This window comes from Pseudonocardia yuanmonensis, assembly GCF_039542425.1.
Classification (GTDB): domain Bacteria; phylum Actinomycetota; class Actinomycetes; order Mycobacteriales; family Pseudonocardiaceae; genus Pseudonocardia; species Pseudonocardia yuanmonensis.
Genome location: NZ_BAABIC010000002.1, coordinates 64762 through 91636, shown reverse-complemented (window position 1 = coordinate 91636; position 26875 = coordinate 64762). Strand labels below are relative to the sequence as shown.

General features: G+C 75.4%; 23 protein-coding genes. 4 read left to right on the top strand and 19 right to left on the bottom strand.

Going from position 1 to position 26875, the window contains the following annotated elements; genetic code table 11:
- Positions 1–147 precede the first annotated feature (147 nt).
- Positions 148–408: a hypothetical protein gene (locus ABD990_RS02795; RefSeq protein WP_345378096.1), complete on the bottom strand. Its 261-nt coding sequence runs from the start codon at positions 406–408 to the stop codon at positions 148–150.
- Positions 409–676: 268 nt separating this feature from the next.
- Here ABD990_RS02795 and ABD990_RS02790 point away from each other — a divergent pair, with 268 nt between their 5' ends.
- Positions 677–1120 carry a nitroreductase/quinone reductase family protein gene (locus tag ABD990_RS02790; protein ID WP_345378095.1) on the top strand — a complete coding sequence of 148 codons (444 nt, stop codon included), beginning with the start codon at positions 677–679 and terminating at the stop codon, positions 1118–1120.
- Here ABD990_RS02790 and ABD990_RS02785 read toward each other — a convergent pair.
- The 7 genes from ABD990_RS02785 to ABD990_RS02755 all read right to left on the bottom strand — a co-directional run bounded on the left by ABD990_RS02785 (position 1086) and on the right by ABD990_RS02755 (position 10688).
- Positions 1086–2276 carry a methyltransferase domain-containing protein gene (locus ABD990_RS02785; protein ID WP_345378094.1) on the bottom strand — a complete coding sequence of 397 codons (1191 nt, stop codon included), beginning with the start codon at positions 2274–2276 and terminating at the stop codon, positions 1086–1088. The two genes, ABD990_RS02790 and ABD990_RS02785, sit on opposite strands and share 35 nt — an antisense overlap.
- Before the next feature lie 68 nt (positions 2277–2344).
- Entirely contained in the window at positions 2345–3457 is a 1113-nt protein-coding gene (gene proB, locus ABD990_RS02780; RefSeq protein ID WP_345378093.1) for a glutamate 5-kinase, read from the bottom strand.
- A gap of 127 nt (positions 3458–3584) precedes the next feature.
- The gene (gene obgE, locus ABD990_RS02775) at positions 3585–5168 is read right to left on the bottom strand and encodes a GTPase ObgE (RefSeq protein ID WP_345378092.1); all 1584 of its coding nucleotides are present in this window, start codon (positions 5166–5168) and stop codon (positions 3585–3587) included.
- A gap of 90 nt (positions 5169–5258) precedes the next feature.
- Entirely contained in the window at positions 5259–5516 is a 258-nt protein-coding gene (gene rpmA / locus ABD990_RS02770; RefSeq protein WP_037043345.1) for a 50S ribosomal protein L27, read from the bottom strand.
- 13 nt (positions 5517–5529) lie between these two features.
- Positions 5530–5838 carry a 50S ribosomal protein L21 gene (gene rplU / locus ABD990_RS02765; protein WP_345378091.1) on the bottom strand — a complete coding sequence of 103 codons (309 nt, stop codon included), beginning with the start codon at positions 5836–5838 and terminating at the stop codon, positions 5530–5532.
- Between the two features lie 136 nt (positions 5839–5974).
- Positions 5975–9703 (bottom strand): translation initiation factor IF-2 N-terminal domain-containing protein, encoded by a 3729-nt coding sequence (locus tag ABD990_RS02760; RefSeq protein WP_345378090.1) that lies wholly within the window; start codon positions 9701–9703, stop codon positions 5975–5977.
- A gap of 163 nt (positions 9704–9866) precedes the next feature.
- The gene (locus ABD990_RS02755) at positions 9867–10688 is read right to left on the bottom strand and encodes a TIGR03936 family radical SAM-associated protein (protein WP_345378089.1); all 822 of its coding nucleotides are present in this window, start codon (positions 10686–10688) and stop codon (positions 9867–9869) included.
- Between the two features lie 325 nt (positions 10689–11013).
- Between ABD990_RS02755 and ABD990_RS02750 the strand changes: the two genes are divergently transcribed.
- On the top strand, positions 11014–13875 hold the full coding sequence (locus tag ABD990_RS02750; RefSeq protein ID WP_345378088.1) for a lysylphosphatidylglycerol synthase domain-containing protein: 2862 nt from the start codon (positions 11014–11016) through the stop codon (positions 13873–13875).
- Between the two features lie 6 nt (positions 13876–13881).
- Here ABD990_RS02750 and ABD990_RS02745 read toward each other — a convergent pair whose 3' ends face one another.
- Together ABD990_RS02745 and ABD990_RS02740 are read right to left on the bottom strand one after the other, a co-directional pair.
- The gene (locus tag ABD990_RS02745; RefSeq protein ID WP_345378087.1) at positions 13882–14406 is read right to left on the bottom strand and encodes a GNAT family N-acetyltransferase; all 525 of its coding nucleotides are present in this window, start codon (positions 14404–14406) and stop codon (positions 13882–13884) included.
- Positions 14399–16345 (bottom strand): TIGR03960 family B12-binding radical SAM protein, encoded by a 1947-nt coding sequence (locus ABD990_RS02740; protein ID WP_345378564.1) that lies wholly within the window; start codon positions 16343–16345, stop codon positions 14399–14401. Before ABD990_RS02740 ends, ABD990_RS02745 begins: the two co-directional genes overlap by 8 nt.
- Before the next feature lie 113 nt (positions 16346–16458).
- On the opposite strand from ABD990_RS02740, the gene ABD990_RS02735 reads away from it, so the two are divergent.
- The gene (locus tag ABD990_RS02735; protein ID WP_345378086.1) at positions 16459–17292 is read left to right on the top strand and encodes a class I SAM-dependent methyltransferase; all 834 of its coding nucleotides are present in this window, start codon (positions 16459–16461) and stop codon (positions 17290–17292) included.
- A gap of 87 nt (positions 17293–17379) precedes the next feature.
- The gene (locus tag ABD990_RS02730) at positions 17380–18978 is read left to right on the top strand and encodes a hypothetical protein (RefSeq protein ID WP_345378085.1); all 1599 of its coding nucleotides are present in this window, start codon (positions 17380–17382) and stop codon (positions 18976–18978) included.
- Positions 18979–19062: 84 nt separating this feature from the next.
- On the opposite strand, the gene dapA is transcribed toward ABD990_RS02730, so the two are convergent.
- The 9 genes from dapA to folC all read right to left on the bottom strand — a co-directional run bounded on the left by dapA (position 19063) and on the right by folC (position 26858).
- Complete coding sequence (gene dapA, locus ABD990_RS02725) at positions 19063–19941, bottom strand: 4-hydroxy-tetrahydrodipicolinate synthase (protein WP_345378084.1); 879 nt, start codon at positions 19939–19941, stop codon at positions 19063–19065.
- Between the two features lie 962 nt (positions 19942–20903).
- Positions 20904–21734 carry an ABC transporter permease gene (locus ABD990_RS02720; RefSeq protein WP_345378083.1) on the bottom strand — a complete coding sequence of 277 codons (831 nt, stop codon included), beginning with the start codon at positions 21732–21734 and terminating at the stop codon, positions 20904–20906.
- The gene (locus tag ABD990_RS02715) at positions 21731–22588 is read right to left on the bottom strand and encodes an ABC transporter permease (RefSeq protein ID WP_345378082.1); all 858 of its coding nucleotides are present in this window, start codon (positions 22586–22588) and stop codon (positions 21731–21733) included. The genes ABD990_RS02720 and ABD990_RS02715 overlap by 4 nt, the downstream gene beginning before the upstream one ends.
- The gene (locus ABD990_RS02710; RefSeq protein ID WP_345378081.1) at positions 22588–23511 is read right to left on the bottom strand and encodes an ABC transporter ATP-binding protein; all 924 of its coding nucleotides are present in this window, start codon (positions 23509–23511) and stop codon (positions 22588–22590) included. The genes ABD990_RS02715 and ABD990_RS02710 overlap by 1 nt, the downstream gene beginning before the upstream one ends.
- Positions 23512–23521: 10 nt before the next feature.
- Positions 23522–23800, bottom strand: a complete 279-nt coding sequence (locus tag ABD990_RS02705) for a hypothetical protein (RefSeq protein ID WP_345378080.1) — start codon at positions 23798–23800, stop codon at positions 23522–23524.
- A gap of 86 nt (positions 23801–23886) precedes the next feature.
- Complete coding sequence (gene ndk / locus ABD990_RS02700; protein WP_345378079.1) at positions 23887–24297, bottom strand: nucleoside-diphosphate kinase; 411 nt, start codon at positions 24295–24297, stop codon at positions 23887–23889.
- Between the two features lie 45 nt (positions 24298–24342).
- Entirely contained in the window at positions 24343–24891 is a 549-nt protein-coding gene (locus tag ABD990_RS02695) for a DM13 domain-containing protein (RefSeq protein ID WP_345378078.1), read from the bottom strand.
- 52 nt (positions 24892–24943) lie between these two features.
- Entirely contained in the window at positions 24944–25336 is a 393-nt protein-coding gene (locus ABD990_RS02690; RefSeq protein WP_345378077.1) for a DUF4233 domain-containing protein, read from the bottom strand.
- 28 nt (positions 25337–25364) lie between these two features.
- Positions 25365–26858 (bottom strand): bifunctional tetrahydrofolate synthase/dihydrofolate synthase, encoded by a 1494-nt coding sequence (gene folC, locus ABD990_RS02685; RefSeq protein ID WP_425569360.1) that lies wholly within the window; start codon positions 26856–26858, stop codon positions 25365–25367.
- Between the last annotated feature and the right edge of the window lie 17 nt (positions 26859–26875).

Below are 26875 nucleotides of genomic sequence, written 5' to 3'. Positions count from 1 at the left end.
TGTCCGGCTCGCCCCGGCCCGTCCGGCCCGATCGGCCCCGATCGGCCCCGGTCCGCCCGGTCCGCCCGGTCCGCCCGGTCCGCCCGGTCCGCCGCACGGCTCAGCCGGATCCGGCCGGACCCGCCACCGGCCTCGCGGCCACCGGGCTCAGGTTCGGGGCGTCGCCACGCCCAGCAGGTCCGCGATCAGCCGCTCGGACAGCCCCTCGGGGTCGCCACGGAAGCCCTGGTCGGCGTAGTCGAGCAGCTCCGACGCGATCAGTTGGCCCACCGCGCCGGGATAGCGGTCGAGTGCCACTCCCGCCGCACGCCGGATCCGCAGGACGTCGTCGGTGTTCAGCGGCGACGGCGAGGGCCGCGGGGTCCACGGCCGGCGGGCGCGGATCGGCCCGCTCGTCCACCGGCCCACAGGCGGCTCCAGGACCACTGCTCCCGACTCGTCCCGCCTGCTGTCCCCGACATCCACGCCCCGGGGTTCGGCCCGGCACCGCCCGCCGTTAACCGGTCCCGGCACCGCCCACCGCAGCCCGGCCGGCCCGGCCCGGTACCGCCCCCGCAGCCCCGGCCCGACGCCGCCTCCGGGTCCGGAACCGCTTCGCAGCCCCCGTCCGACGCCGCCACCGCCGGCCCGGCACCGCCCGCCGTCACCGCGGCCGGGCCCGCCTAGGCTCGGCCTCGTGCCACATGATCTCGTGCTCAAGGGCATGAACGCCGCACACCGCCTGCTCCTCGCGGTCACCGGTGGCCGCGTCGGCCACGAGGCCGCCGGGATGCCGGTCCTCGAGCTGACGACAGTCGGCCGGCGCAGCGGCGAGCCCCGGTCCGTCCTGCTCACCGCGCCCCTCGTGGAGGGCGACACCCTCGTGGTCGTCGCCTCGCGCGGCGGCGACGACCACCACCCGGCCTGGTTCCTCAACCTCCGGGACAACCCCGAGGTGCAGGTCTCGCTGCGCGGCGGCCCGCGGGAACCGCGCCGGGCCGAGATCGTGGGGCCGGAGGAGCGGGGCGCGTTGTGGGAGCGCATCGCCTCCCGCTACCGCAACTACGCCGGCTACCAGCGCCGGACGGACCGGGAGATCCCGCTGGTCAGACTGGTGCCGGTGTCACCACCAGCCGGCTGAGCTCCTTCTCGACGACCGCGCCCTCGCCGGGCAGGGCCGCGCCGGCGGGCACGGCGAGGATCTGCAGGTCCGCGGCGTGCGGGCGCCCGACCGCGTGCCAGGCGTCGATGCCGGCCCGCAGCCGTCGCACCGCCGCCTCGCCCTCCGGCCCGAACGCGCGCACCCCGGACGGCTCGGTGACCAGCGCGGCGAGCCCGCCCGGCACCGCGACGGCCACCGTGGCCCGCCCCTGGCCCGTCGGGATCAGCCAGTACCCCGGCGCGTCCTCGTCGTCGCCGGTCAGCAGCCGCAGCGCGCCCGGGACGGTGAGCATCAGCCACAGGCCCAGCCCGTCCCACACGTCCGCGCGCTCGAGGGTCCCGAACGACCGGTGCAGCTTCCCCGGCTCGTCGAGCAGCATGGCGACCAGGTCGAGATCGGGCCGGGCGCCCTCGGGGACCTGTGCGAGCCAGCCCGGCCGGACCCGTTCGGTCGCCTCCGGCCCCGCGCCCGCCCCGCGCAGCCGGATGAAGGCACAGCTGCGGACCGACCGGCTCTCCAGCACCCCGTCGGGCCGCAGGTCGAACGCCACGGACAGCTGACTGCCGCAGACGGTCAGCGGCAGCAGCAGGCGCCCGCCCGGCGCGAGCTGGGCCACCCACTCCGGCCGGAGGTCCCAGCTGCCGACCGTGAGCACGATGCGGTCGTAGGGGGCGGCGTCGGGCACGCCCAGCGCACCGTCGCCGACCCGCAGGTCCACGCCCGTCACGCCGGCCTGTTCCAGGTGCCGCGCGGCCCCCTCGACCAGCTCACCGTCGATGTCCACGGACACCACGCGCCCGGACGGCCCGACGATGCGGGTCAGCAGCGCCGCGTTGTACCCGGTACCGGCGCCGATCTCCAGGACCCGGTGCCCGGGCGCCGGCGCGAGCTGCTCGAGCATGATCGCCATCATGGAGGGCTGGGACGCGGAGCTGGTCGCGACCCCGTTCACGACCTGGGTGGGGACGGCCTCGTCGGCGTAGGCGTCGGCGATCGGCACGCCGGGCAGGAACAGGTGCCGGGGCACCGCCAGGAACGCCTCGACGACCGCGGGGGTGATCGCGCACCCGTGCGTCCGGAGGCCGCGCACCAGCCGCGCGCGGGCCTGCACCGGATCGCTCCCGGGGTCGGTCATCCGCCGAGTCTGCCCCCGCGGGACGGTCGTCTGCATCCGCGCCCCGCGAGCCCCGCTCCGCGGCCGCGTCAGAGCAGCACGAGGTCGTCCGCGTGCACGATCTCGCGGCGGTAGTGGCGGGGCAGGTCGCTCGAGCGCCGGCCGATGATGCCGGGGAGCTCGGCGGCGTCGTAGTTCACCACGCCGCGGGCCACGACGGTGCCGTGCGGCCCGACGAGGTCCACGACGTCGCCCGAGACGAAGTCGCCGTCGACGCCGTGCACCCCGGGCGCGAGCAGCGAGCGCCGCCGCTCGACGACGGCGGTGACGGCACCCGCGTCGAGGTCCAGGCGGCCACGGACGTCCGCGGCGTGCTTCATCCAGAACAGCCGCGCCGACATCCGCCGGCCGGAGGCCCGGAAGGCCGTGCCGATCTTGGGTCCGTCCGTGTCGAGGGCGTCGGCGACCTCGTCCGCCGCGGCGAGCAGCACGGGGATGCCCGCGGCCGAGGCCATCGCGGCCGCCGTGATCTTCGTGGCCATCCCGCCGGTGCCGAGGCTGCCCGAGCCGGGCTTGGCCACGATGACGTCCTCGAGGTCCGCGGGGCTGTCGACCTCGGAGAGCAGGGTGGAGCCGGCGCGGCGCGGGTCGCCGTCGTAGAGCCCGTCGACGTCCGAGAGCAGGACCAGCGCGTCGGCGCCGACGATGTGCGCGACGAGCGCGGCGAGCCGGTCGTTGTCCCCGACGCGGATCTCGTCCGTGGCCACGGTGTCGTTCTCGTTGACGACCGGGATCACGTCCAGCCCCAGCAGCCGCTCCAGGGTGCGCTGGGCGTTGCGGTAGTGCGAGCGGCGGATCATGTCGTCCGCGGTGAGCAGGACCTGCCCGATCCGCTGGTCGTGCCGCAGGAACGAGGCCGAGTAGGCGTGCGCGAGCTGCAGCTGCCCGACGCTCGCGGCCGCCTGCTGGGTGGCCAGGTCCCGGGGGCGGCGGGCCAGCCCGAGCGGGGCCAGGCCGGCCGCGATGGCGCCGGAGCTGACCAGCACGACCTGTGACCCGGCGGCGCGGCGGGCGGCGAGCGCGTCGACGAGCCGGTGCAGGCGGGCGGGATCGAGACCACCGGCCAGGCTGGTCAACGACGACGACCCCACCTTGACGACGACCCGGCGGGCGTCGCCGAGCAGGCGGCGCGTGGCGGTCACCGCGACCACCCGCGGGTCGCGCCGTGGGGTCGGGCGAGTCGGGCTGTGGGCTCCGCGCGCCGCGCCGCCCCGTGAATCCCGGGGCGCGACTCACCGGAGCCGAGAGCCCGACTCGCGGGAGACGGGGTCACGGGGAGCCGTCCTTGTCGTCGACGTCCTCCCAGACCTCCAGCTCGTCGTCGCCGAGCTCTAACAGCTCCTCGTCGTCCCCGTTCTCGACGGCGTCGTTCGTCCAGCGGGCCTCGTGCGCGTAGCTCGCGCCCGCGGCCAGCTCCGCGTCGCTGAGGTGACGACGGCGGGCGAGCCTGGCGAGCTTGCGCTCGGCGGCCGACACGCGGGCGGACCCGCCCTCGACGCGGGCGTCCGTCCCCCGCCCGGACATGACGCGGGCGACCCCGGCCGGGGTGCTGGGCTGCCAGTCGAAGGTGACGTCGCCGATCGTGACCGGGCAGCCCGGGACGGCGCCGGCCTCCGCCAGCGCGTCCTCCACGCCGAGCCGGGCGAGCCGGTCGCCGAGGTAGCCGACGGCCTCGTCGTTGTCGAAGTTCGTCTGCCGGATCCAGCGCTCCGGCCGGGCGCCGCGCACCAGGAACCCGCCCTCGAGCTGCGGGTCCGGCTCGACGGTGAACCCGGCGTCGTCGACGGCCTGCGGGCGCAGGACGATCCGGGTGGGCTCGAGCACGGGCTGCGCGGCCCGGTACGCCGCGACCTGCTCGCCCATCGCGAAGGCCAGCTCGCGCAGGCCCTTCCGGCTTGCGGTGGAGATCGGGAAGATCGGCCAGCCGAACCGATCCCGCAGGTCCGCGGTCACGATCTCGACCATGTCCGCCGCGTCGGGCACGTCGATCTTGTTCAGGGCGATCAGCCGGGGCCGGTCGGCGAGGTCGCCGCCGAGCGCCGGGGTGTAGCGGGCGAGCTCGTCCTCCAGGGCCTGGACGTCCGCGACGGGGTCGCGGCCCGGCTCGAAGGTGGCGCAGTCGACGACGTGCACCAGCACCGAGCAGCGCTCGATGTGCCGGAGGAAGTCGAGCCCCAGCCCGCGGCCCTCGGAGGCCCCGGGGATCAGGCCGGGCACGTCGGCCACCGTGAAGACCTCGTCCCCGGCGGTGACCACGCCGAGCTGCGGGACCAGCGTGGTGAACGGGTAGTCCGCGATCTTCGGCCGGGCCGCGGACAGGGCCGCGACCAGGGACGACTTGCCGGCCGACGGGAAGCCGACCAGCCCGACGTCCGCCATCGAGCGCAGCTCGAGGGTCAGGTCGCGGGACTCGCCGGGCTCGCCCAGCAGCGCGAAGCCGGGCGCCCGGCGCGCCTGCGAGGCCAGCGCGGCGTTGCCGAGCCCGCCCCGCCCGCCCTCCGCGGCGACGAACCGGGTGCCCGGCCCGACCAGGTCGGCGACGACCTCGCCGCGCTGGTCGAACACGACGGTGCCGTCCGGGACGCGCAGCTCGAGGTCCTCGGCGTTGGCACCGGCCCGGAATCCGCCCTGACCCTGCTTGCCGTTCTTCGCGACGGCGTGCGGGCGGTGGTGGAAGTCCAGCAGGGTGTGCACACCCGGGTCGACGACGAGCACCACCGAGCCGCCCCGGCCGCCGTTGCCGCCGTCCGGACCGCCGAGCGGCTTGAACTTCTCACGGTGGATCGACGCGCAGCCGTTGCCGCCCGCCCCCGCGGTGGCGTGCACGACGACCCGGTCGACGAACCGCGACATGTCTGACCACTCCTCTACACACGACAACGGCGGACCTCCCGGGGCTGCTCCCCGGGTGGCCCGCCGCGCGCGAAACCGGTGGGTCGGGCCTCAGGCCTCGACCGGCACCACGTTGACGACCTTGCGGCCGCGCTTGTGACCGAACTGGACGGCACCCTCGACGAGCGCGAACAGCGTGTCGTCGCCGCCGCGGCCGACGCCGTCGCCCGGGTGGAACTTGGTGCCGCGCTGGCGGATCAGGATCTCGCCGGCGTTGACGGTCTGGCCGCCGAACCGCTTGACGCCCAGCCGCTGAGCGTTCGAGTCGCGCCCGTTGCGGGAGCTGGACGCACCCTTCTTGTGAGCCATGGCGCAGGTCTCCTTACGCGCTGATGCCGGTGACCTGGACCTTGGTCAGCGGCTGACGGTGGCCCTGACGCTTGTGGTACCCGGTCTTGTTCTTGAACTTGTGGATACGGATCTTCGGGCCCTTGGTGTGCTCGACGACCGTGGCGGTCACCGAGGCCTTGGCCAGCGCATCCGCGTCCGTGGTCAGCTTGTCGCCGTCCACGAGCAGCACGGCGGGGAGGCTGATCTCGGCGCCGGGCTCACCGTCGATCTTCTCGACGGTCAGCACGTCGTCGACGGCCACCTTGTACTGCTTACCGCCGGTCTTGACGATCGCGTACATCGTTGACGCACGACTCCTGAAACTCTCGGGGGGACTCATGGGCGCCCAATCCCGGTGAACACAGCACGGGGCGCACGCTGCGGCACCAGGGCCGCGGCTCCTTGACTCCCAGGGTACGGAAGGGGAAATCGCAGGGTCAAACCGGGTCCCCCCCGGCCGATCCGGCGGGACCGCCCTGCGTGCCGGCCCCGACGGAGGAGGTGACGGGGACGGTGACCGTGCCGGCCGCGTCCCCCTCGCTTGGCGGACCGGCCGGGCGCGACGCCGCCCGCCGCGACCTGCGCGGGCGGGAGGTGACGGCCGTGTCGTTCGCGGGCTCCGGCTGCGGGGGTGCCGCCGGGGCCGCGGGTGCCGACCCGGTCTCGGGCAGCGGGGCCGTGACGACGACCGGCTCGGCCGCCGTGCTCGGCGCACCGGCCGAGCGGGTCACCCGCCGGCGCTTCTCCGGCCTGGCCGGGGTCTCGGACGTCCCGGTGGGCCCGCTCACACCGGTGGTGTCCGGAGCAGCGGGGGTCCGGGGCGCGTGCCCGTTCGCCGTCGCGGCCGGGGTCGACTCCGCGGTCGACTCCGGGGCCGACTCCGAAGCCGCGGCGGCCTCGGTCGACGCGGCCGACGCGGTCGACGCGGTCGACGTAGCAGCCGGTCCGGTGTCGGACGTGGCGTCGGACGCGGTGTCCGACGCGGTGTCGGACGCGGTGTCGGACGCGGTGTCCGACGCGGAGTCGGACGCGGAGTCGGACGCGGAGTCGGACGCGGAGTCGGACGCGGAGTCGGACGCGGAGCCCGCCTGGGCCGAGGCGGTCGACGCGGCCGCTGCGGTCTCCGGCCGGGTGTCCGGAGCCGTCGGCTCCTCCGCCGGCACCTCGGCCGTCACGACGACGGCCTCCGCGCCGCCGGAGCTGCCGGCCGGGCGCTCGGCGCGTCGCCGCCCACGCCGACGGGCGGGCCGGCCGGTGTCCGGCTCGTCCATGCCGGCGGGCGCCTCGGGGGCGTCGGCGACCGGAGCCGGGATGACCTCGCTCGCCGGGGTGCCGACGGCCGAGCCGACGGTCCCCGCGGGCGTGTCCGTCTCCTCCAGGTCCGCGACCGGGACCGGCGCGGCCTCGCTCGTCGCGTGCCGCGCCGCCGCCACGATCTCGGCGGCGGCCGCCGCCGCGCTCCGCACGTTCGGCGCGGACGCCGACGCCGGCGCGTGCTCGGTGCGGTCGCGGTCCTCGCCACGGCGCCGGCCGCGCTTGCGGCCGCCGCTCTCGCCCCCGGTGCCGGTGCCGGCGTCGTTCACGGGGTGCACGTGCTCGCCGTCCGTCGAGACGATCACGCCCCGGCCGCGGCAGTGCTCGCACGGTATGGAGAAGTGCTCCAGCAGCCCGCCGCCGACCCGCTTGCGGGTCATCTGGACCAGGCCCAGCGAGGTCACCTCGGCGACCTGGTGGCGCGTGCGGTCCCGCGCCAGGCACTCGGTGAGCCGGCGCAGCACCAGGTCCCGGTTGGCCTCGAGCACCATGTCGATGAAGTCGATCACGATGATGCCGCCGATGTCGCGGAGCCGGAGCTGGCGGACGATCTCCTCCGCCGCCTCCAGGTTGTTCCGCGTGACGGTCTCCTCGAGGTTGCCCCCGGAGCCGGTGAACTTGCCGGTGTTGACGTCGATGACCGTCATCGCCTCGGTCCGGTCGATCACCAGCGTGCCGCCGGAGGGCAGCCAGACCTTGCGGTCCAGCGCCTTGAGCAGCTGCTCGTCGATCCGGTACTCGCCGAAGACGTCCTTCGGCCCGACGTGCCGGTGCAGCCGGTCGGCCAGCTCCGGCGCGACGTGCGAGACGTAGTTCGAGACGGTCTCCCAGGCGTCGTCGCCGGAGACGATCAGCGAGGAGAAGTCCTCGTTGAACTGGTCCCGGACGACCTTGACCAGCAGGTCCGGCTCCTCATAGAGCAGCGCGGGGGCCTTGGGCGCCTTCGGGCCGGTCTTCTCGGCCTTCTCCTTGACGACCTCCCACTGCGCCTGCAGCCGGCGGACGTCGCGCTCCAGCGCCTCGTGGCTCACGCCCTCGGACGCCGTCCGGATGATCACGCCGGCGTCGGCCGGGACGATCTCCTTGAGCATGTCCTTGAGGCGCTTGCGCTCGACGTCCGGCAGCTTGCGCGAGATTCCCGCCGCCCCGCCGCTCGGCACGTAGACCAGGAAGCGGCCGGCCAGGCTGATCTGCGTGGTCAGCCGGGCCCCCTTGTGCCCGACCGGGTCCTTCGTGACCTGGACGAGCACGCTGTCGCCGCTGCTCAGGGCCTGCTCGATGCGGCGGGCCTTGCCGTTGAGCCCGGCCGCGTCCCAGTCGACCTCACCGGCGTAGAGCACGGCGTTGCGGCCGCGGCCGATGTCGACGAACGCGGCCTCCATGCTGGGCAGCACGTTCTGCACGCGGCCCAGGTAGATGTTGCCGACCATCGACGCGGGCGCGTTCTGCCCGGGCGACCCGTTGCCGCCGCCGGCGACGAAGTGCTCCACGAGCACGCCGTCCTCGAGCACGCCGATCTCCGTGCGCGGCCCGCTCTGGCGGACCACCATCGACCGCTCGACGGACTCGCGTCGGGCCAGGAACTCGGCCTCGGACAGGATCGGCGGGCGGCGGCGGCCGGCGTCGCGGCCGTCCCGGCGGCGCTGGCGCTTGGCCTCGAGCCGGGTGGAGCCGCGGACGGACTGCACCCCGTCGTCCCCGGAGTCGCGCTGGTCCCGGTCCTTCTCGCGGCTCTGACGGACCTTCGTGACGGTGTTCGGCGGGTCGTCCTCGCCGCGCTCGTCCGCGGCCTCGCCCGACCCGCGACGACGGCGGCGGCGCCGGCGCCGGCGCGTGCCGGCCTCGCCCTCGGCGTCGTCCGTCTCGTCCGTGTCCTCGTCGGCCTCGGCGTCCGTGTCCTCGGCCTCGGTGTCGTCGGCAGCGCCGTCCCCGCCGTCCCCGCCGTCGGTGGCGTCGGTGGCGTCGGTGAGGTCGGTGAGGTCGGTGTCCTCGCCGCTCTCGCCGTTGTCCCCACGGCCCCGGCCCCGGCCACGCCGGCCGCGGCGGCGACGGCGGCGGCCCGCGGCCTCGTCGTCGCCCTCGTCGGCGGTGTCGGCGGTGTCGGTCTCGTCGGCGGCCTCCGCCGTGTCGGCCGACTCGGTGACCTCCGCGGCGGCCCCGGTGACGTCGGCGGTGCCGGTGGCGTCGGTGGTCCCGGTCGCCTCGTCGGTGGCCTCGGGCTCGGCCTTGCCCGAGCGACGGCGGCTGCGGCGGGGCTTGGGGGTGACCTCGTCCTCGGCGGCCGGCTCGGCGGTGGTGTCGGCCTCGGCCGGTTCGGCGGCCGCCCTGCGCCGGCGGCTGCGGGTGGGCGCGGTGTCGGGCTCGGGGGCCTGGAAGAGCGGGGCGGGCGGCGCGAAGACCGGGGAGAGCGGGCCGTCCGTCGGGGTGTCCGCGGCGGGCTGCTCGGTGGGCTGCTCGGGGGCGGGCTGCTCGGCGGCGGGGCGACCGTCGGCGGACGGGGTGGTCTCCTGCGCGAGGCCGGCCTCCGCGGCCTCGACCGTCTCCGGGGCCGCCGTCTCCTCGGTCGCGTCCGACTCCGGCGCGGTGGGCCGGGTGTCGGTACCGGCCTCGGGAGCGGTCCCGCTCGCGGCCTGCTCGCCCAGCAGGACGGTGACGACCTGCTCGGCCGTCTTCCGGTCGACGCCGGCCTGCGCGCTGCGCGCGGCGTTGCCGAGGTCGGCGAGGGCCGCGAGCACCTCCTTGCTGGTCCGCCCGATCAGCCGGGCGAGGGCATGGACGCGCAGCTTCTCCGGCAGTTCCGACACGGAGAACTGCCCGCCGGTACCCCCGGCGGGCGCATCGTTGATCGACATTCAACTCCTTCGCCCCCGGGCGCCCCTCGAGGGCGGCCGCGCAGGGGCCTCACGCGTTCTCCCGTCCCGCGGTGCGGGCCGGGCAATCCTGGTCGCTCGGCGGTACTCGACGCCGCGTCCGTCCGGCCCACCCCGGGCCGGCGGCGGCACCGCTCCGCGGCGGTCAGGCCCGGGCGGTGACCCGGCCCGGACCGAGCGGATCGGTGAGGCGGCCCCGGTCGTCGAGCAGGCCCTGCGCCATCCGGGTCGCCTTCGGAGGCACCGGCGGCTTCAGGCCTGCGACAACGTCGAGTGCGCCCAACACGTCGTCGGGTCGAACAGCGGGTGTCGTCTGCCGTACGACCGCGGTCAGTATCGCACAGTCCGGGCCGGGGGCGGCCGGTTCCGGTGTGACTCCGCCCGGTGCGTCACCCGCGAGCGGACCGGCCGGGGCTGCATCGTCGCAGCTCGTGACGGTCGCGGACACGACCGCGGCACGGACGTCGATCTCCCTCCGCCCGGCCGGCATGACCCGCTCGACCACGAGGGAGTCCCGCGCCAGGAGCCCCTCGACGGCCGCCCGCAGCGCGGGCTCCGGGACGCCGGTGAGCACGATCCGCCACAGGCTCGCGTCGATCCGGTCGGCGAGCGCCGGCGGCTCGGCGACCACGGCCTCGAGGATGTCCAGGCCCTCGGGCAGCACCGCGTCGAGCGCGGCGCGCACGACCTCCGGTTCGACCTCACGGGTCAGGCCGATCTCGAGGTACTCGGCCTCGCTGGCCGTGCCGGTCGGCGCCGCACCGATCCAGGAGATCCGCGGGTGCGGGCTGAAGCCGTGCGAGTGCGCGACGGGGACACCGGAGCGGCGCACGGCCCGCTCCACGCTGCGGGCCACGTCGCGGTGCGAGAGGAACCGCAGCCGCCCGCGCTTGGCGAAGCGCACGCGGATGCGCTGCACGGTCGGCGGGGCGGGGTTCGCGGCCTCCCCGGGTCGCACTCGAGCCATGCGCCCAGGGTAGGCCGTGGCCCTTCCCGGACCTCCGGCCGGAGTGCGCCACGGAGCCATGACACCAGCCGGACCTGCGGCTGGGACACGGCGTGGAGCTCGTTTGCAGGCCACCGCGCAGCGCGTCACGGAGCCGTGACGCCGGCCGGACCGGCCAGGGCGACCGCACTGTCGAACGTCGGAAGCGAAACCAATGACAGGGAGCCCCCCGTTCCGCGGTTGGGCCCCGCCCCGGGCGGGGACACACTCGTCGCGGTCGGCACGGGCGCCGGGCCGCCGCAGGACCGGGCCGGACGCGGGAGCGGACGAAGGCGGGGTCGGGAGCGTGGACGAGGACGGGACGGCCGGACGGGCCGACGAGCGGGCGGACGAGCGGGCACAGGACCGCACGGAGGACCGCGCAGGGGACCGCGCCGGGACGCGGGCGACGAACGGGGCCGGGAGACCGACAGCGAACCGGTCCGGCCCCCGCGCGGAGACGCGGGCCGGGGACCGGATCCCGCACGGGAGCGACGACCCGGCGGCGGGCAACGGCGCCGGGCCCCGGTACCGCGGACCCGCGGACGTGACACCGGACGGCCCCGCCGACCCGGACCGCGCACCGACCGACGGCGTGCCCACCGGCTCCGAGCCCACCGGCTCCGAGCCCACCCGCTCCGAGCCCGCCGACCGCGGGCCCGCCGGCTACCGAGCTTCCGGCACCGGGCCCGAGCACCCCGGTCCCGGCGGCGGAACCAAGCCCGACGGCAGGGCCGAGTCCGACGCCGGGGCCGAGCCCGAGGGCGGCGCCGGGCCGGCCGCGGAGGAGAAGCCCCGCGCGCGCTCCCTCGCGCTGCGCCGCTTCTCCGTCGGGCGACGGCTCGGCGACGTCCTGCGCGTGGTGGTCGCCGCGGCGATCGTCACCCTCTGCACCATGCTGGCGGGCCTGCCGGCCGTGAACCCGGTCGAGTCGGCGATCTTCGCGCAGATCGGCGCGTTGCCCGCCGGATGGGCCCCGGTGGCCGCGGGGTTGCTCTGGATCGGGACCTGGGCGGGCGTGGCCGGGGCCGCGGCCCTCGCCCTCTACGTCAAGTACGTCCGGGCCGCGCTGCAGCTGATCGCCGCCGGTGGGGTGGCGTGGCTGGTGGTGGCGGGGCTCGACCGGCTCGTCCCGAACCGGCCCGTCCCGCCCGAGCTGGCGACCCTGCCCGAGTCGGTGAGCGCCAACCCCCTGCGCCTCCCGGGGCTGGAGGGGTTCGCCTACCCGGCCACCCACACCGCCGTCGCGGCGGCGCTGATCACCGCCGTCGCCCCCTACCTCCCGAGGAAGGCCGCCTCCGCCGCGTGGGTCGTCGCGATCGCGGTCGCGATCGCCGAGGTGTACCAGGGCGCGTTGCCGCTCGCCGTGTTCGCCGGTGCGGTGATCGGCTGGGGTGCGGGCTCGGCCTCCCACCTCGTCGGCGGGGCCCCGGGCCGCCGGACCTCGGTGGAGGCCGTGCGCCGGACGCTGGAGGAGGCCGGGCTGTGCCCGGCCACGATCCAGGAGATCCGGCCCCACCTGCTGGCCCCGCTCCGGTTCACGATCACGACGCGGGACGGGCGCGTGCTGCGGGCGCGCGCGGTGCAGCGGCTGCACCGCCGCGCGGGGCCCTGGTACCGGTTCCGGCGACTGCTGGCGACCGTCGACCTCCAGGACGTCCCCCGGCTGTCGAGCACCCACCACGAGGTCGAGAACGAGGCGTACGTCTCGCTGCTGGCCGAGGGCGCCGGGGTGCGCACCCCGCACGTGGAGCTGGCCTGCGTGATCGAGCACGGCTCGCCGCTGCTGGTCCACCGCCTGGTCGAGGGGCGCCCGCTCGCCGAGCTGCGGCCCACCGAGATCGACGACCGGCTCGTCGAGGCGGTCTGCGCACAGGTCGCGATCCTGGGCCGGGCCCACATCGCCCACCACGACCTGCACGCCGAGAACATCCTGGTCGACGCCGAGGGAAACCCCTGGCTGCTGAACTTCACCTTCGGCCAGGTCGCGGCCGGTCCGAGCCTCCTGGCCCAGGACCTCGCCGACGTCCTGATCACGCTCGTCTCGCTGGTCGGCGTCGACCGGACCGTGGAGGCGGCGCACCGGACCCTGTCCGCGGACCGGCTCGAGGCGGCCCTGGCCTACCTGCAGCCGCTCGCCCTGCACCGCGGCGTCCGGGAGCAGATCCTCGACGGTCACTACCTGTTCAGCGAGCTCCGCGAGGCCCTGGCCGACCGGATCGGGCGGCCCCTGCCGAGCTACCCCTCACCGGTGCGCCCGCGCGCCCTCGTCTCGATGCTGTTCCTCGGCGGGGCGATCTACCTCCTGCTGCCCCAGCTCGCCGACATCCCGGAGACGGTCGGGCTGCTCCGGGACGCCAACTGGTGGTGGCTGGCGCTGGCCGTGTTCACCGGCATGGTCGCGATCGCCATGTCGGCCGTGTCGCTCCTGGGGTCCTGCGACACCCACCTCCCCTTCCGGCGCACGCTCGAGGTGCAGGTCGCGGCCGCCTTCACCGGCCGCACCACGCCGGGTGGCGTCGGGTTCTTCGCCATCAACATCGCCTTCATGGAGAAGCTGGGGATGCGGCGCTCGCTGGCCGTCGGCGTCACGATGCTGAACCTGGCGGCCACCGGGGCCGTGTCGGCGGTGATCTGTGTCGTCGGGGTGTTCGCGGTGGGCATCACCGGGACGCTCGGCGGGATCCGGATCCCGACCGGCTGGCCGCTGCTGGGCACCGTGGCGGGGGTCCTCGTCGTCGCCGGGCTCCTCCTGGGTTCGCCGCTGGGCCGGCGGCGGATCGTCCGGCCCGGCCTGCAGGTCGTCCGGGAGCTGTGGGGCGCCATCCGGCGGCCGCTGCGCGCCGTGCAGCTGTTCGGCGGTGCCACGGCGTACCACGTGGTCTCCGCGCTCGGCCTGGCCACCTGCCTGGCCGCCTTCGACCCGCACTTCCCGTGGCTGGAGGTGCTCGTGGTGTTCGTCGTCGGCCAGACCCTCGGACACATCGCCCCGACGCCGGGCGGCCTCGGCGCGGTGGAGGCGCTGCTCGTGGCCGGGATGATCGCCGTCGGCGTGGCCCCCGCCCCCGCCGTCGCCGCCACCCTCACCTCGCGGCTGCTGACCTACTGGCTGCCGGTGCTCCCCGGGATCGGGGTGTTCCGGTACCTGCAGCACCGGGGGGTCGTCTGACGGGTCCTACCCGGCTCCCGGGTCGAGGACCAGCAGGGTCTCCCCCGCCGGCCGGAACCCGGCGCGCCGGTAGAAGGTCGTGCTCCGGGCCGTCGGCGCGAGGATCAGCCGCCGGTACCGCCGGTCGCGGGCGTGGTCGATGACGGCCTGCAGCAGCGCGCGCGGGACCCCGCGGTCGGCGAAGGCCTCGAGCACGAAGGCGTTGCCCACCTGCCCGACCTTGCCCGCGCGCGTCCCGGGCCGGGGCATCGGCACGATCTCGACGACGTTGATCGAGCCGATCGGCGTCCAGCCGGCCCGGTCGCTGCCGATCTCGGCCAGCCAGAAGGTCCGCCGGGGCTGCTCGACCCGCGCCCACTGGGCGAACGCCGCCTCGAAACCCGGGTCGGCGACCGGGCGCCCGGCCCGCTCCTCGGTCCAGGCCCGGCGCAGCGTCGCGAGGGCCTCGACGTCCCGCTCGTCCGCCACGCGGACGGTGATCTGCCGGGTGCCGGCCGACGGCAGGCCGGCCGGTTGCGGTTCCTCAGCCACCCAGCTCCCGTCCGACGGGGTTCACCACCGTCAGCGGGAGCAGCGTCGTGCCGCTCGGCCCGACCTCGATGTCGGCGCCCGTCGACGGGCACACGCCGCAGTCGAAGCACGGGGTCCAGCGGCAGTCGTCCTGCTCCCGCTCGGACAGCGCGTCCTGCCAGTCCGTCCACAGCCAGTCCCGCTCGAGGCCGGAGTCGAGGTGGTCCCAGGGCAGGATCTCGTCCTCGTCGCGCTCGCGGGTGGTGAACCACTCCAGCGAGACGCCGAGGGGTTCCAGCTCGGTCTTCGCCGCCGTGACCCAGCGCTCGTAGGAGAAGTGCTCGGACCAGCCGTCGAACCGGCCGCCCTCGCGCCACACCCGCTCGATCACCGCGCCGACCCGGCGGTCGCCCCGGGCGAGCAGGCCCTCGATCAGCGAGGGCTGCCCGTCGTGGTAGCGCATGCCGATGTTGCGGCCGAGCTTCTTGTTGCTGTTCACGGCCTCGCGGAGCTTGCGCAGCCGGGCGTCGACGACGTCCGGGTGGGCTTGCGCCGCCCACTGGAACGGCGTGTGGGGCTTCGGGACGAACCCGCCGATGGAGATCGTGCACCGCACGTCGTTGCGCCCCGAGGCCCTGCGCCCGGCCTCGATCACGCGGTGCGCCATACCCGCGATCTCGAGGACGTCCTCGTCCTCCTCGGTGGGCAGCCCGCACATGAAGTAGAGCTTGACCTGCCGCCAGCCCTGCGCGAACGCCTCGGAGACGGTGCGGATGAGGTCCTCCTCCGACACCATCTTGTTGATCACCTTGCGGATCCGCTCGGAGCCGCCCTCGGGGGCGAAGGTGAGCCCGGAGCGGCGGCCGTTGCGGCTGATCTCGTTGGCGAGGTCGATGTTGAACGCGTCGACGCGGGTGCTCGGCAGCGACAGCGAGGTGTTGGTGCCCTCGTAGCGGTCGGCGAGGCCCTTCGTGATGTCGGCGATCTCCGAGTGGTCCGCGGAGCTCAGCGAGAGCAGGCCCACCTCGTCGAACCCGGACGCCCGGACGGCCTTGTCGACCATCTCGCCGATCCCCTGCAGCGACCGCTCGCGCACCGGGCGGGTGATCATGCCCGCCTGGCAGAAGCGACAGCCGCGGGTGCAGCCGCGGAAGATCTCGACGCTGGCCCGCTCGTGCACGGTCTCGGCCAGCGGGACCAGCGGCGCCTTCGGGTAGGGCCACTCGTCGAGGTCGCTGGTGGTGCGCTTCTGCACCGTCGCCGGGACCCGCGGGTCCAGCGACTCGACGGCGGCGATCGCGCCGTCGCCGTAGGTGACCTCGTAGAGCGACGGGACGTAGCAGCCCGGCGTGTCCGCCAGTCGCAGCAGCAGCTCCCGGCGACCGCCGGGACGTCCCTCGGCCTTCCACGCCTTGACGACGTCCGTGATCTCGCCGACCACCTCCTCGCCGTCCCCGAGCACGGCGACGTCGACGAAGTCGGCGATCGGCTCCGGGTTGAAGGCGGCGTGCCCGCCCGCGACGACCACCGGGTGCGACTCGTCGCGGTCAACGGCGTGCAGCGGGATGCCGGCGAGGTCGAGCGTGGTCAGCAGGTTGGTGTAGCCGAGCTCGGTGGAGAAGCTGACGCCGAGCAGGTCGAAGGCACCCACCGGGCGGTGGGTGTCGACCGTGAAGGCCGGGACCCGGTGCTCGCGCATCAGCTCCTCGAGATCCGGCCAGACGGCGTAGCAGCGCTCGGCGAGGGCGTCGGCGCGCTCGTTGAGGACCTCGTAGAGGATCATGACGCCCTGGTTGGGCAGGCCGACCTCGTACGCGTCCGGGTAGAGCAGCGCCCAGCGGACGTCGGCGGACTCCCACGGCTTGGTCTGCGCGTTCAGCTCGCCGCCGACGTACTGCACGGGCTTGGACACCCGCGGCAGCAGCGGTTCGAGGGCAGGGAAGACGGACCCTGACAGCACAGCGCTCACGCGGACCCAGGGTAGCCCCGCGGCGAATCCTCCTCGGCACACGGTTCCGCACACGCCGCCCCGCCACGCTCCTCGTGACCGGCACCACCGAGCGAGGAGACACCATGAGCACCCCGACCACCGATCCGACCACCGACCCCATCCGCACCATCGGCCCGAAGCACCGCGCGCTGTGGGCCTCCGGCGACTACGGGACGGTCGCCTCCGACCTGATCCCCGGCCTCGGCGCGATCCTCGTCGAGGCCGCCGGCGTCCGGGCCGGGCAGCGCGTCCTGGACGTCGGGGCGGGCACCGGCAACGCGTCCCTCCCGGCCGCCGAGGCCGGCGCCGAGGTCGTCGCCTCCGACCTGACCCCCGAACTGCTCGACCAGGGCCGGCTGATCGCGCGCGCCCGCGGCCTGGACCTGGAGTGGGTCGAGGCCGACGTCCAGCAGCTGCCCTTCGAGACCGGCGAGTTCGACGCCGTGGTCTCCTGCGTGGGCGCCATGTTCGCGCCCTTCCACGAGCGCGCCGCCGCCGAGATGCTGCGCGTCTGTCGCCCGGGCGGGTCCGTCGGCATGATCAACTGGACGCCCGAGGGCTTCGTCGGGCAGCTCTTCGCCACGATGAAGCCGTTCGCCCCGCCGCCCCCGCCGGGCGCGAGGCCCGCCCCGCTGTGGGGCAGCGAGGAGCACGTCGCCGAGCTGTTCGGCACGGGTGTCCGCGACCTCCGGACCGAGCGGCGCAGCTACACCCTCGACGTCACCGACTCCCCGCAGGACTTCCGCGAGTGGTGGAAGCGCACCTACGGCCCGACCATCGCGGTCTACAAGAACGTCGCCGACGACCCCGCACGCACCGCCGAGCTCGACGCGGCCTTCCTCGACTTCCTCACCCGCACCCGGTCGGGCGGGGTCTGGGAGTCGGAGTACCTCCTCGTCACGGCCGAACGGGTCTAGGGGCGGCCGGGAAACGGCCGAACGGAGGACGCCGGACGTATCGGGCGGTGTCATCCTGACCTCCTTCCCAGCGGACGGGGCGCGCGGATGGAGCCGATCGAGACGGAACGGGGGGACGACGGCGGGGAGGGGCCCGCCGTCGTCGTCCGGTTGCTCGGGCCGCCGCGCGTCGAGACCCGCGGGACACCGCCGCCGGCCCCGCGCGGCCGCAAGCCCTGGGCGCTGCTCGCGCTGCTGCTGACCTCGACCGGACCCGTGCCGCGCGGGCGCGTCCAGGAGCTGCTCTTCCCGGACGCCGAGGACCCGCAGGCCGCGCTGCGCTGGACGCTGAGCCAGGTGCGCCGCGCCGTGGGGGACGCGGTACGCATCGCCGGGGACCCGCTCACGTGCGAGATCGGCGAGGGGGTGCGGGTCGACGTGGTCGACCTCCTGGCCGGGCGGGCACCCGCCGGATGGCCGCTGACCGAGGCCACCCTGCCGCTGCTGGAGTGCGCCGAGCCGGACGTGCCGGAGTTCGCCGCGTGGCTGCACGGCCGGCGGCACGCCCTGGCGCAGGCCGGGGCGCGGCTCCAGCGGCGGCACCGGACCCGCAACCACTCCCCCGCGAGCCGCTCGGCGGTGCGGGAGCTCGTCCGCATCGGCGAGCACGTGATGGACTCGGGGGCGGCGCGCGACGGAACCGGGATCCTCGCCGGCGCCGTCCGGCGGGCCCGCGAGCTGGGCGACGACGTCGTGCTCGCCGAGGCGCTCGCGCACTACGGGCGCGGCTACGTGCACGCCGTGGCCAGCACCGACCCGGGTGCGGCCGCCGCCCTGCGCGAGGCCGACCGGCTGGCGACGCGCGAGGGCCTGGCCGAGGTCGCCGCGCTCGCCCGCCGGGAGCTGGGCTTCGTCGCCACGGCGACCGGCGACTTCCCCACGGCGCTGCGGATGCTCGAGAGCGCCGACGCGGCCGCCGGGGAGCGGCCGGAGCAGCGGGCCGGCGTGGCGCACGTGCGCGGGTTCGCGCTGATCGACACCGGGCTCTCGGAGTGGGCGGTGCGCGAGCTCGACGCCGCGGTCGGGCTCGCCGAGGCCGCGGACCGGCCGCGCGCCTTCACCGCCGCCGTGGCGATGCGGGCCCGGGCCCGGCTGCAGCGCGGGGAGGACGAGGCCGCCGCCGCGGACGTGGCCGAGGCCCGGGGGATGGCCGCCGACCTGCGGTGGACGTCGATGCGGCCCTGGATCGACGTGCTCCACGGCGAGGTCCTGCTCCGCGAGGGTCGCGCGGCCGAGGCCGAGGCCGTGCTCGCCGACGCCCACACCCTGGCCGAGGTGCTCGACGACGCCTGCTGGATCGCCCTGACCAGCCGCGGTCTCGCGGTCGCCCGCGCCCGCCTCGGCAACCCCGCGGCCGCGGTCACGGCGCTCGACGGCGCCTGCGCGACCCTCGTCGCCGACGCCGACGTGTGCTGCTGGATCGAGCTGCACATGCGGGACACCCTCTGCGGGATCACCGCGGACCTCGACCGGGACGCGGCGCTGAGTCAGGCCTCGACCCTCGCCCGGCGCGCCGAGCACACCGGGCTGGCCGAGTACGCGGTCCGCGCCGCCCGGCACCGGGCCCGCCTCGGCGATCCGGACGCCGCCGCCGACGCCCGCGCCCGCGCACTCCCGCACGACAACCCCGCCCTGCTCCGGGCCTGAGACGCGCCCTGACCAGCACGAACGGCACTCTCGCTCACTAGATGTGAACGAGAGCGCCGTTCGCTCACGCTGGACGGGCGGGGGTCAGTCGAGCAGGCCGGCGGTGCGCAGCGCGGCGCGGACGTCCTCGTGGTGCCACTCGTCCAGCGGGACCAGCGGGAGCCGGATGCCGCCGGGCATCAGGCCCATCTCGGCCAGCGCCCACTTCACCGGGATCGGGTTGGGCTCGGCGAACAGCGCGCGGTGCAGGGGGGCGAGGTCGGCGTCGATGGAGGCCGCCTCCTCGCCGTCGCCCGAGATGGCGGCCTTGCACATCCGCGCCATCTGCTCGGGCGCCACGTTCGCGGTGACCGAGATGTCGCCGTGGAAACCGCCGAGCATGCTGGCGCGGGCGGTGGCGTCGTCGCCGGAGTAGAGCGCGAAGTCCTCCAGCCCGAGCGCGACCAGGTCCCGGACGCGGTCCAGGTCGCCCTTGGCCTCCTTGAGCCCGACGATGTTCGGCACCTCGGCGAGCCGCTCGACGGTCGAGGGCAGCATGTCGCAGGCCGTGCGGCCGGGGACGTTGTAGAGGTACTGCGGGATGTCGACGGCCTCGGCGACCTTCTTGAAGTGCCGGTACAGGCCCTCCTGCGGGGGCTTGTTGTAGTACGGCGTGACCAGCAGGGCCCCGTCGGCGCCGGCGGCCGCGGCGTCCTGCGTGAGGTGGATGGCCTCGTCGGTGTTGTTCGCGCCGGTGCCCGCGATGACCGGCACCCGGCCCCCGGCGACGTCGATCGTGCGGCGGATGACCTCCGTGTGCTCCTTGACGGACAGCGTCGAGGACTCGCCGGTGGTGCCCACGGACACGATCGCCGCGGTTCCGGCCAGCACCTGCCGCTCGACGAGCCGCTCCAGCGCCTCGTGGTCGATCGAGCCGTCCTCCCGCATGGGGGTGACCAGCGCGACGAGACTTCCGGTGATCATGATCATGCCCTTCGTGACGCGAACGCGACGGCGACGGTAGCAAGCGCGGACGCGGCGGGCCCAGGGCGTTCCGGCCCGTGCGACCAGGGCCCCGGGCACGCGTGCACGGGCGCGCAGGCGGTGTGAGGACGGTGCAGGGGCGGTGCGGGGGGCGGTGCGGTGGCGGTACCGGGGGCGGTACCCGGGGGCGGGTAACGGGGGCGGGACCGGGGGCGGTGCGCGGCGGTACCGGGATGGTGCGGCGGCGGTGCGGAGGGCCGCTCACGGGCGGCCCCGGGACCGACGGACGGGTGCCGGGGAGGGGGCTGGCCCCACCCCGATCCGGGGGTGGACGCGCACGGGGACGGGGGCTCGCACGGACGACCGCGGCACCCGTCGCTCCCTACCGTTCCGGGGCAGCGTCCCCGGGTGAGGAAGGAACCGCGATGAGTGGGGTGCCCTCCCCGGTCCGGTCGGTCCGTCGGCGGTCCCGCCCCGTCCCCGTCGAGCTCCCGCGCCTGCGGGAGGCAGGCACGGCCGCCGCCCTGCTCGCCGTGGCCGCGCTCGGGCTGCGCTGGTGGGGCTCGCCGTGGCACGAGGTGCCGGTCACGCGCGTGGCCGAGTGGCACGTGCGCACGCTCCTGGGTCTCGGGCGCGCGGGGCGAGTGCCCGTCCTGCTGCTGCTCGGGCTCGCCCTCCTCGCCGTGGTGACGGCCGGGCTCGCCCGCTCGGGGCGGCTGCCGTGCTGGCCGCACCGCCTGGCGCTGGCCGCCGCCGGGGCCGCGACGGTGCTCGCGGCCACTCAGACGCTCACGCACTGCCCCGTCGCCCCCGGCGCCTGGCTCACCGGGCTGCTGGGACTGGTCGCGCTGGCCGGCGCCGCGGTGCCACGAACAGCACGGACCGCACCGTCGGCACCGTCGGCACGGTCGGCGCCTTCGGAGGCTCGGTCCGACACACCGCCCGGGTCGGCCTCTCGGCGCTCACCGGAGCAGGAGCGCCTCCAACCGGCGCGCGGCCACCACGACCCCGACCGCCGCCATGACCACGAAGTAGGCCAGGTGACCGAGCAGGCCGAGGTGGACGGCGCCGGTGGTGAGCCCGCGCATCAGCTCGACCGCGTGGAACAGCGGCAGGCACTCCACGAGGATCTGCAGCGGCCGCGGGTAGACGCCGAGCGGGTAGAAGGTCGTGGCGAACAGGAACATCGGCAGCACGGCCAGGGTGACCAGGTCGAAGTCCTGCCACGAGCGCATGAACGAGGTGGCCGCCATCCCGATCGCGGCGAACGCGAAGGCGACCAGGAGCGCGGCCAGCAGCGCCAGCAGCGCCCACGGCGAGGTGATCAGGCCGGCGACCGCCATGACCGAGAGGAAGCCGGTGGCGTAGAGCCCGCCGCGCAGCAGCGCCCAGCCGATCTCGCCGAGCGCGATGTCGACCGGGCCGAGCGGGGTGGACAGCATCGCGTCGTACAGCCGGTTGTACTTGAGCTTGAAGAAGACGTTGAAGGTCGCGTCGAAGACCGCGCCGTTCATGGCGGACGCCGCGAGCAGCCCCGGTGCGATGAAGGCGGCGTAGGAGATCGGCCTGCCGTCCGGGCCGGGCAGCGCGCCGACCAGCGAGCCCAGCCCCGTCCCCATCGCCAGCAGGTAGAACACCGGTTCGGCGAATCCGGACAGGATCGCGGGCCAGGTGCGGCGCGCAGCGGTGGCGGAGCGCAGCAGCAGCATCCGGGAGCGGCCCGCGTAGCTCCCGCCGGGCAACAGGCGGGTCCACGCCGGGGCGGACCGTGCGGCGGTGTCGAGCGCGGTCACGGCGCGAGCCTCCGGGTGAACAGCCGCACGGACAGCCACGCACCGACGGCGAGCAGCACCGACAGGTAGGCGAGATGCCCGAGCACCGCACCGGGCGTGCCCGTGCCGAGCGCCGCGGCGCGGGCCAGCTCGGTGCCGTGCCAGAGCGGGGACGCCCACGCCATCGGCTGCACCCACCCGGGCAGCGCGGCGACCGGGAAGAACGTGCCGGAGAAGAGGGTCATCGGCAGCACGACGAACCGGAACAGGGCGTTGAACGCCGCACCTTCGTCCTCCCGGCTCGCCGAGAACGCCATCACCGGCGCCGCCACGGCGGCTCCGGTCAGCACGGCCGCGGCGAGCGAGCCCAGCACACCGGGCGACGCGGCCCCGCCGAAGAGGGCGATCAGCACGAGGTAGACCGCGCCGGTGAGCGTCATCTTCGCGGCGACCCACAGGAGGTGGCCGAGCGCGATCTGGGCGCCGGTCAGCGGGGTGGCCGCCATGCCCAGGTAGATCCGCTGCCACTTGAACCCGGACAGCACGGGGTAGGTCATCTCGAACGCCGCGCTCTGCACCGTCGACATCGCCAGCAGCGCCGGCGCCAGCCACACCAGGTAGGGCACGCCGCCCGTGGCCGCCTCCGCCCCGGGACGCGCCGCGATGAGGCTGCCGAAGCCGAGGCCGAAGGCGAGCAGGAACAGCAGCGGCTGCAGCACGGACGACACCGCCGTGGCCCGCCAGTTGCGCCGGTACCAGCGCCAGAAGGACTCGACGACCAGCAGCACGCCGCGCACCCACCCGGGGGCCGCCGCCGGGGCGGCCCGGACGCCCGAGCCGACGGAGCCGGTCGGGATCCGCTCCTCGATCGCCATCAGTCCACCAGCGTCCGCCCGGTGAGCCGGAGGAACACGTCCTCCAGCGTGGAGCGCCGGACCAGCGCCGACAGCGGCCGCAACCCCGCGGCGTGCACCGCGACCTGGGATCGCTCCCCGTCGGCGGTGTAGAGCAGCGCGCGGTCCGGCAGCAGCTCGACCCGCTCCGCGTACCGCTCGAGGTCCCCGGCCGCCGGCCGCTCCTCGGCGGCGAACCGCAGCTCCAGCACCTCCCGGGTGGACCACCGCTCGATGAGCTCGGCGGGCGAGCCCTCGGCCACGATCACGCCGCCGTCCATCACGACGAGCCGGTCGCACAGCTGCTCGGCCTCATCCATGTAGTGCGTGGTGATGATCTGGGTGACGCCCTCGCGCTTGAGCTGGTACAGCCGCTCCCACAGCAGGTGCCGGGCCTGCGGGTCCAGCCCCGTGGTCGGCTCGTCGAGCAGCAGCAGCTCGGGGTCGTTGACCAGGGACCGGGCGATGGTGAGCCGGCGCTTCATACCGCCGGACAGCGGCTCCACCCGGTCCTCGGCCCGCTCGGTGAGCCGGGCGAACTCCAGCAGCTCGGCGGCCTTGGCCCGCACGTGCCGCCGCGGCAGCCCGAAGTACCGGCCGTAGATCTCCAGGTTCTCCCGGACCGACAGCTCGATGTCGAGGTTGTCCAGCTGCGGGACGACGCCGAGCCGGGCCCGGATCCGCGGCCCGTCCCGGTCCGGGTCCAGGCCCAGGACCTGCAGCGACCCCGATGTGCGCGGCGACACGCACGCGATCATCCGCATGGTCGACGACTTGCCGGCTCCGTTGGGCCCCAGGAAGCCGAAGACCTCGCCCTGCGCGACGTCCACGTCGATCCCGCGGACGGCCTCGAACCCGCCGAAGCGCTTGCGCAGGTCCCGCGCCTGGACCAGTCCGTCCCCCACGTCCTGCACGCTAACGGGAGGGGCCGACACTTTCTCGTCGATCCCGGATCTCGCGCTGGAACCAGTGCTCGTCCCGGACGTCGTCCGGCCCGAGCCGCAGCGCCCCCGGGAAGCGGCCGACCTCGGTCCAGCCCCGGGCGGCGTACCAGGCCGGGAGCCCGGTGCCGCCGCGTGCCGACAGGTGCAGCGTGCCGGCCCGGACCTCCGCCGCGGTGGCCTCGGCGAGGGCCCGGATGTCCGCCTCGGGGGCGTCGGCCGGGAAGCCGACCGCCCCGCCCGCGCGGGTCACGGCTGTCCAGAGCGTGCCGAGTGCCTGCGCGTCGGGATCGGTGTCCGGCCGGGGCCCGGAGAGCCCGGCCGCCAACGCCGGCGTGCTCAGAGGTTCGGGAACCAGAGCTTGATCTCGCGCTCCGCGGACTCGGGCGAGTCCGAGCCGTGCACCAGGTTGGACTGGGTCTCCAGCCCGAAGTCGCCGCGGATGCTGCCCGGGGTGGCCTTCTCCACCGGGTCCGTGCCGCCGGCGATCTGCCGCCACGCGGCGATGGCGCGCGGACCCTCGGCCACGGCCGCGACCACCAGGCCGGAGGTGATGAACTCGAGCAGCGACTCGAAGAAGGGCTTGCCGTCGTGCTCGGCGTAGTGCTGGCTGGCCAGCTCGCGGTCCACGGTCCGCAGCTCCAGCGCCACCAGCGTGAGGCCCTTGCGCTCGATGCGCGCCAGGCACTCGCCGATCAGGTTGCGGGCGACGCCGTCGGGCTTCACGAGGACCAGGGTGCGTTCAGTCACGCGACGGAGCGTAGCGACGCCTCCGGCCGGGTCGTCACGGGGCCGTCAGGCGGCGAGCGTGGCCGCGCCGAACGACACCGAGAACCGCTCGCACCAGATGCTGACGCTGGTCAGCCCGGCGAGGTCGGAGCCGGCCGGGACGGGGTAGTTGGCGCTGCCGAGGTTGCCCTTCAGCGGGCCCAGGTCGAGGTACCGGCCGTCGTCGAACACGTGCCACCCCTCGCGCCCCGGCAGGACGGGCGCGTCGGTCAGCCAGACCCGCAGCCGCGGCCCGTTGCTCGTGACCAGGTCCTCGAGCCGCAGCACGCGCGAGCCGTCGGGCAGCTCGAGCAGCTGCGCCTCCCCGCTGGTCGCGTGCTCGTGCGGGACGAGCGTGCCGGAGGCGAGCACGACGGGGCCGGCCGGTGCGGACCCTGCGGGGCCCGCGGGTGCGGCCGCCGCGGGCGCCGGCTCGGCCACCGACTCGTCGACGACGAGCTTCCACGGCTCGAACCACACCAGCCCGGCCGCGACGACCAGCGCGAGGACGACGGCGGCGGGCAGCAGGACGGACCGGCGCCGCCATCCGCGGCGCACTCCCGGGCGACCGGACATGCGCGCAGGATGCCGCGCCCGCGGCCCGATGACCAGGGCCGGACGTCCGCCGCTACTGCTGCTGGGAGGGCAGCTCGCCGCGCGCCATCCGGCGGGCGACGTCCCGGCGCATCCACAGCACCGTGCCCCAGACCAGGGCGAAGATCAGCCCCATGGCCAGCAGGGACACGTGGAAGATCCCGCTGACCAGCAGGCCCACCTGCAGGACGAGCGCGAACCCCAGCCCCCAGGGCCGCCGCTGCAGACCCGCCGCGACGATCATCAGCAGCCCGATCGTCAGGACGACCCCCATCGCGACCGGGTTCACCGCGCCCTGCGTGAACCGGGAGACCACGAGCAGCCCCAGCAGCACGACGATCGCCTCGAGCACCAGCAGGCCCGCGCACACGCCACGGAAGCCCTTCATGGGGTCCGTGGCGGGCGGCCGCACCGGCTCCGTGCTCACGCCGGCACCGCGCCCGTGGTCGCCGCGCTCACGCCGGCTCCTTCCCGAAGATCGACCGGGCCTCGCCCGCGGTCACCACCGAGCCGGTGACGATCACGCCGACGCCCGAGTCCCCGGCCTCCTCGGCCAGCTCGACGCCCTCGTCGATCGCCGCCGCCAGTTGCGGCTCGACGCTCACCCGCTCCCGCCCGAACACCTCGACGGCCAAGGCCGCCAGCTCGTCCGGGTCCATTGCGCGCGGCGACGAGTTCATGGTCACCACGACCTCGTGCACCGCGGGCTCGAGCGCCTCCAGCAGGCCCTTCGCATCCTTGTCCCGCATCACGCCGACCACCGCGACCAGCCGCGTGAACCGGAACTCGGACATCAGCGCGGCGGCCAGCGCCCGGGCGCCGTGCGGGTTGTGCGCGGCGTCGATCAGCACGGTCGGCCGGCCCGGCCCGCCCTGCATCGGCTCCAGCCTCCCCGGCGAGGTGACGGACGCGAACGCCGCCCGCACCGCCTCCGGATCCAGCGGCTGCTGCGGGCCCGCGCCCACCAGCGCCTCCGCCGCGGCCAGCGCGATCGCCGCGTTCGACGCCTGGTGCTCGCCGTGCAGCGGCAGGAAGATCTCGTCGTACCGGCCGGACAGGCCCTGCAGCTCCAGCCGCTGCCCGCCGACGGCCAGCTCGCGCTCGCGCACGCCGAACTCCGCGCCCTCGCGGGCCACCTGGGCGTCGACCTCGGCGCACCGCTCGATCAGCACCTCGGCCACGGCCTTGTCCTGCGCGGCGAGCACCGCGACGGAGCCCGGCTTGATGATCCCGGCCTTCTCCCGCGCGATGCCGAGGAGGTCCGTGCCCAGGTACTCGGCGTGGTCCAGCCCGATCGGGGTGATCACCGCGACCCGGGCGTCGACGACGTTGGTCGCGTCCCACCGGCCGCCCAGCCCGACCTCGACGATACCGGCCTCGACCGGCGCGTCGGCGAAGGCCGAGTACGCCATCGCCGTGAGCACCTCGAACTTGCTGAGCCTGATCTCGTTCTTCGCGTCCAGCAGCTCCACGAACGGCTCGACGTCCCGGTAGGCCTGCACATACCGCGCCGGCGAGACCGGCCGGTTGTCCAGGTTGATCCGTTCCGTGGCGCGCTGCAGGTGCGGGCTGGTGTAGCGGCCGGTGCGCAGGCCGATCTCGCTGAGGAGCGCGTCGACCATCCGGCTGGTCGAGGTCTTGCCGTTCGTGCCGGTCAGGTGCACGACCGGGTAGCCGTTCTGCGGGTCGCCGAGGACCTCGACCAGCCCCCGGATCCGGTCCAGCGACGGCTCCATGACCGTCTCGGGCCAGCGCCGGTCCAGCTCGGCCTCGACCGCGAGGAACTCCGCGTACTCCGCGACGGTCGACTGGGCCGGCACGACGTCCGGGGTGTCCGAGCCGCGGATCTGGTCCAGGACGTGGGCGATCACCGCGTCCTGGGCCTGCTCCTCGGGAGCCGGGACCTCGCCGGTGCCCTCGGGACCCTCGGGGGGTTCCGGATCCGTCACGACCGCACCACCGCACC

What these genes read in the sequence shown, in the direction of transcription:
- ABD990_RS02735 (WP_345378086.1), top strand. Translation starts at nt 16,459, where the DNA reads ATGAGCACCCCGACCACCGATCCGACCACCGACCCCATCCGCACCATC.
- ABD990_RS02715 (WP_345378082.1), bottom strand. Translation starts at nt 22,588, where the DNA reads ATGGCGATCGAGGAGCGGATCCCGACCGGCTCCGTCGGCTCGGGCGTC.
- rplU (WP_345378091.1), bottom strand. Translation starts at nt 5,838, where the DNA reads ATGTACGCGATCGTCAAGACCGGCGGTAAGCAGTACAAGGTGGCCGTC.
- ABD990_RS02695 (WP_345378078.1), bottom strand. Translation starts at nt 24,891, where the DNA reads ATGTCCGGTCGCCCGGGAGTGCGCCGCGGATGGCGGCGCCGGTCCGTC.
- dapA (WP_345378084.1), bottom strand. Translation starts at nt 19,941, where the DNA reads ATGATCACCGGAAGTCTCGTCGCGCTGGTCACCCCCATGCGGGAGGAC.
- obgE (WP_345378092.1), bottom strand. Translation starts at nt 5,168, where the DNA reads ATGTCGCGGTTCGTCGACCGGGTCGTCGTGCACGCCACCGCGGGGGCG.
- ABD990_RS02730 (WP_345378085.1), top strand. Translation starts at nt 17,380, where the DNA reads ATGGAGCCGATCGAGACGGAACGGGGGGACGACGGCGGGGAGGGGCCC.
- rpmA (WP_037043345.1), bottom strand. Translation starts at nt 5,516, where the DNA reads ATGGCTCACAAGAAGGGTGCGTCCAGCTCCCGCAACGGGCGCGACTCG.
- ABD990_RS02755 (WP_345378089.1), bottom strand. Translation starts at nt 10,688, where the DNA reads ATGGCTCGAGTGCGACCCGGGGAGGCCGCGAACCCCGCCCCGCCGACC.
- ABD990_RS02785 (WP_345378094.1), bottom strand. Translation starts at nt 2,276, where the DNA reads ATGACCGACCCCGGGAGCGATCCGGTGCAGGCCCGCGCGCGGCTGGTG.
- ABD990_RS02760 (WP_345378090.1), bottom strand. Translation starts at nt 9,703, where the DNA reads ATGTCGATCAACGATGCGCCCGCCGGGGGTACCGGCGGGCAGTTCTCC.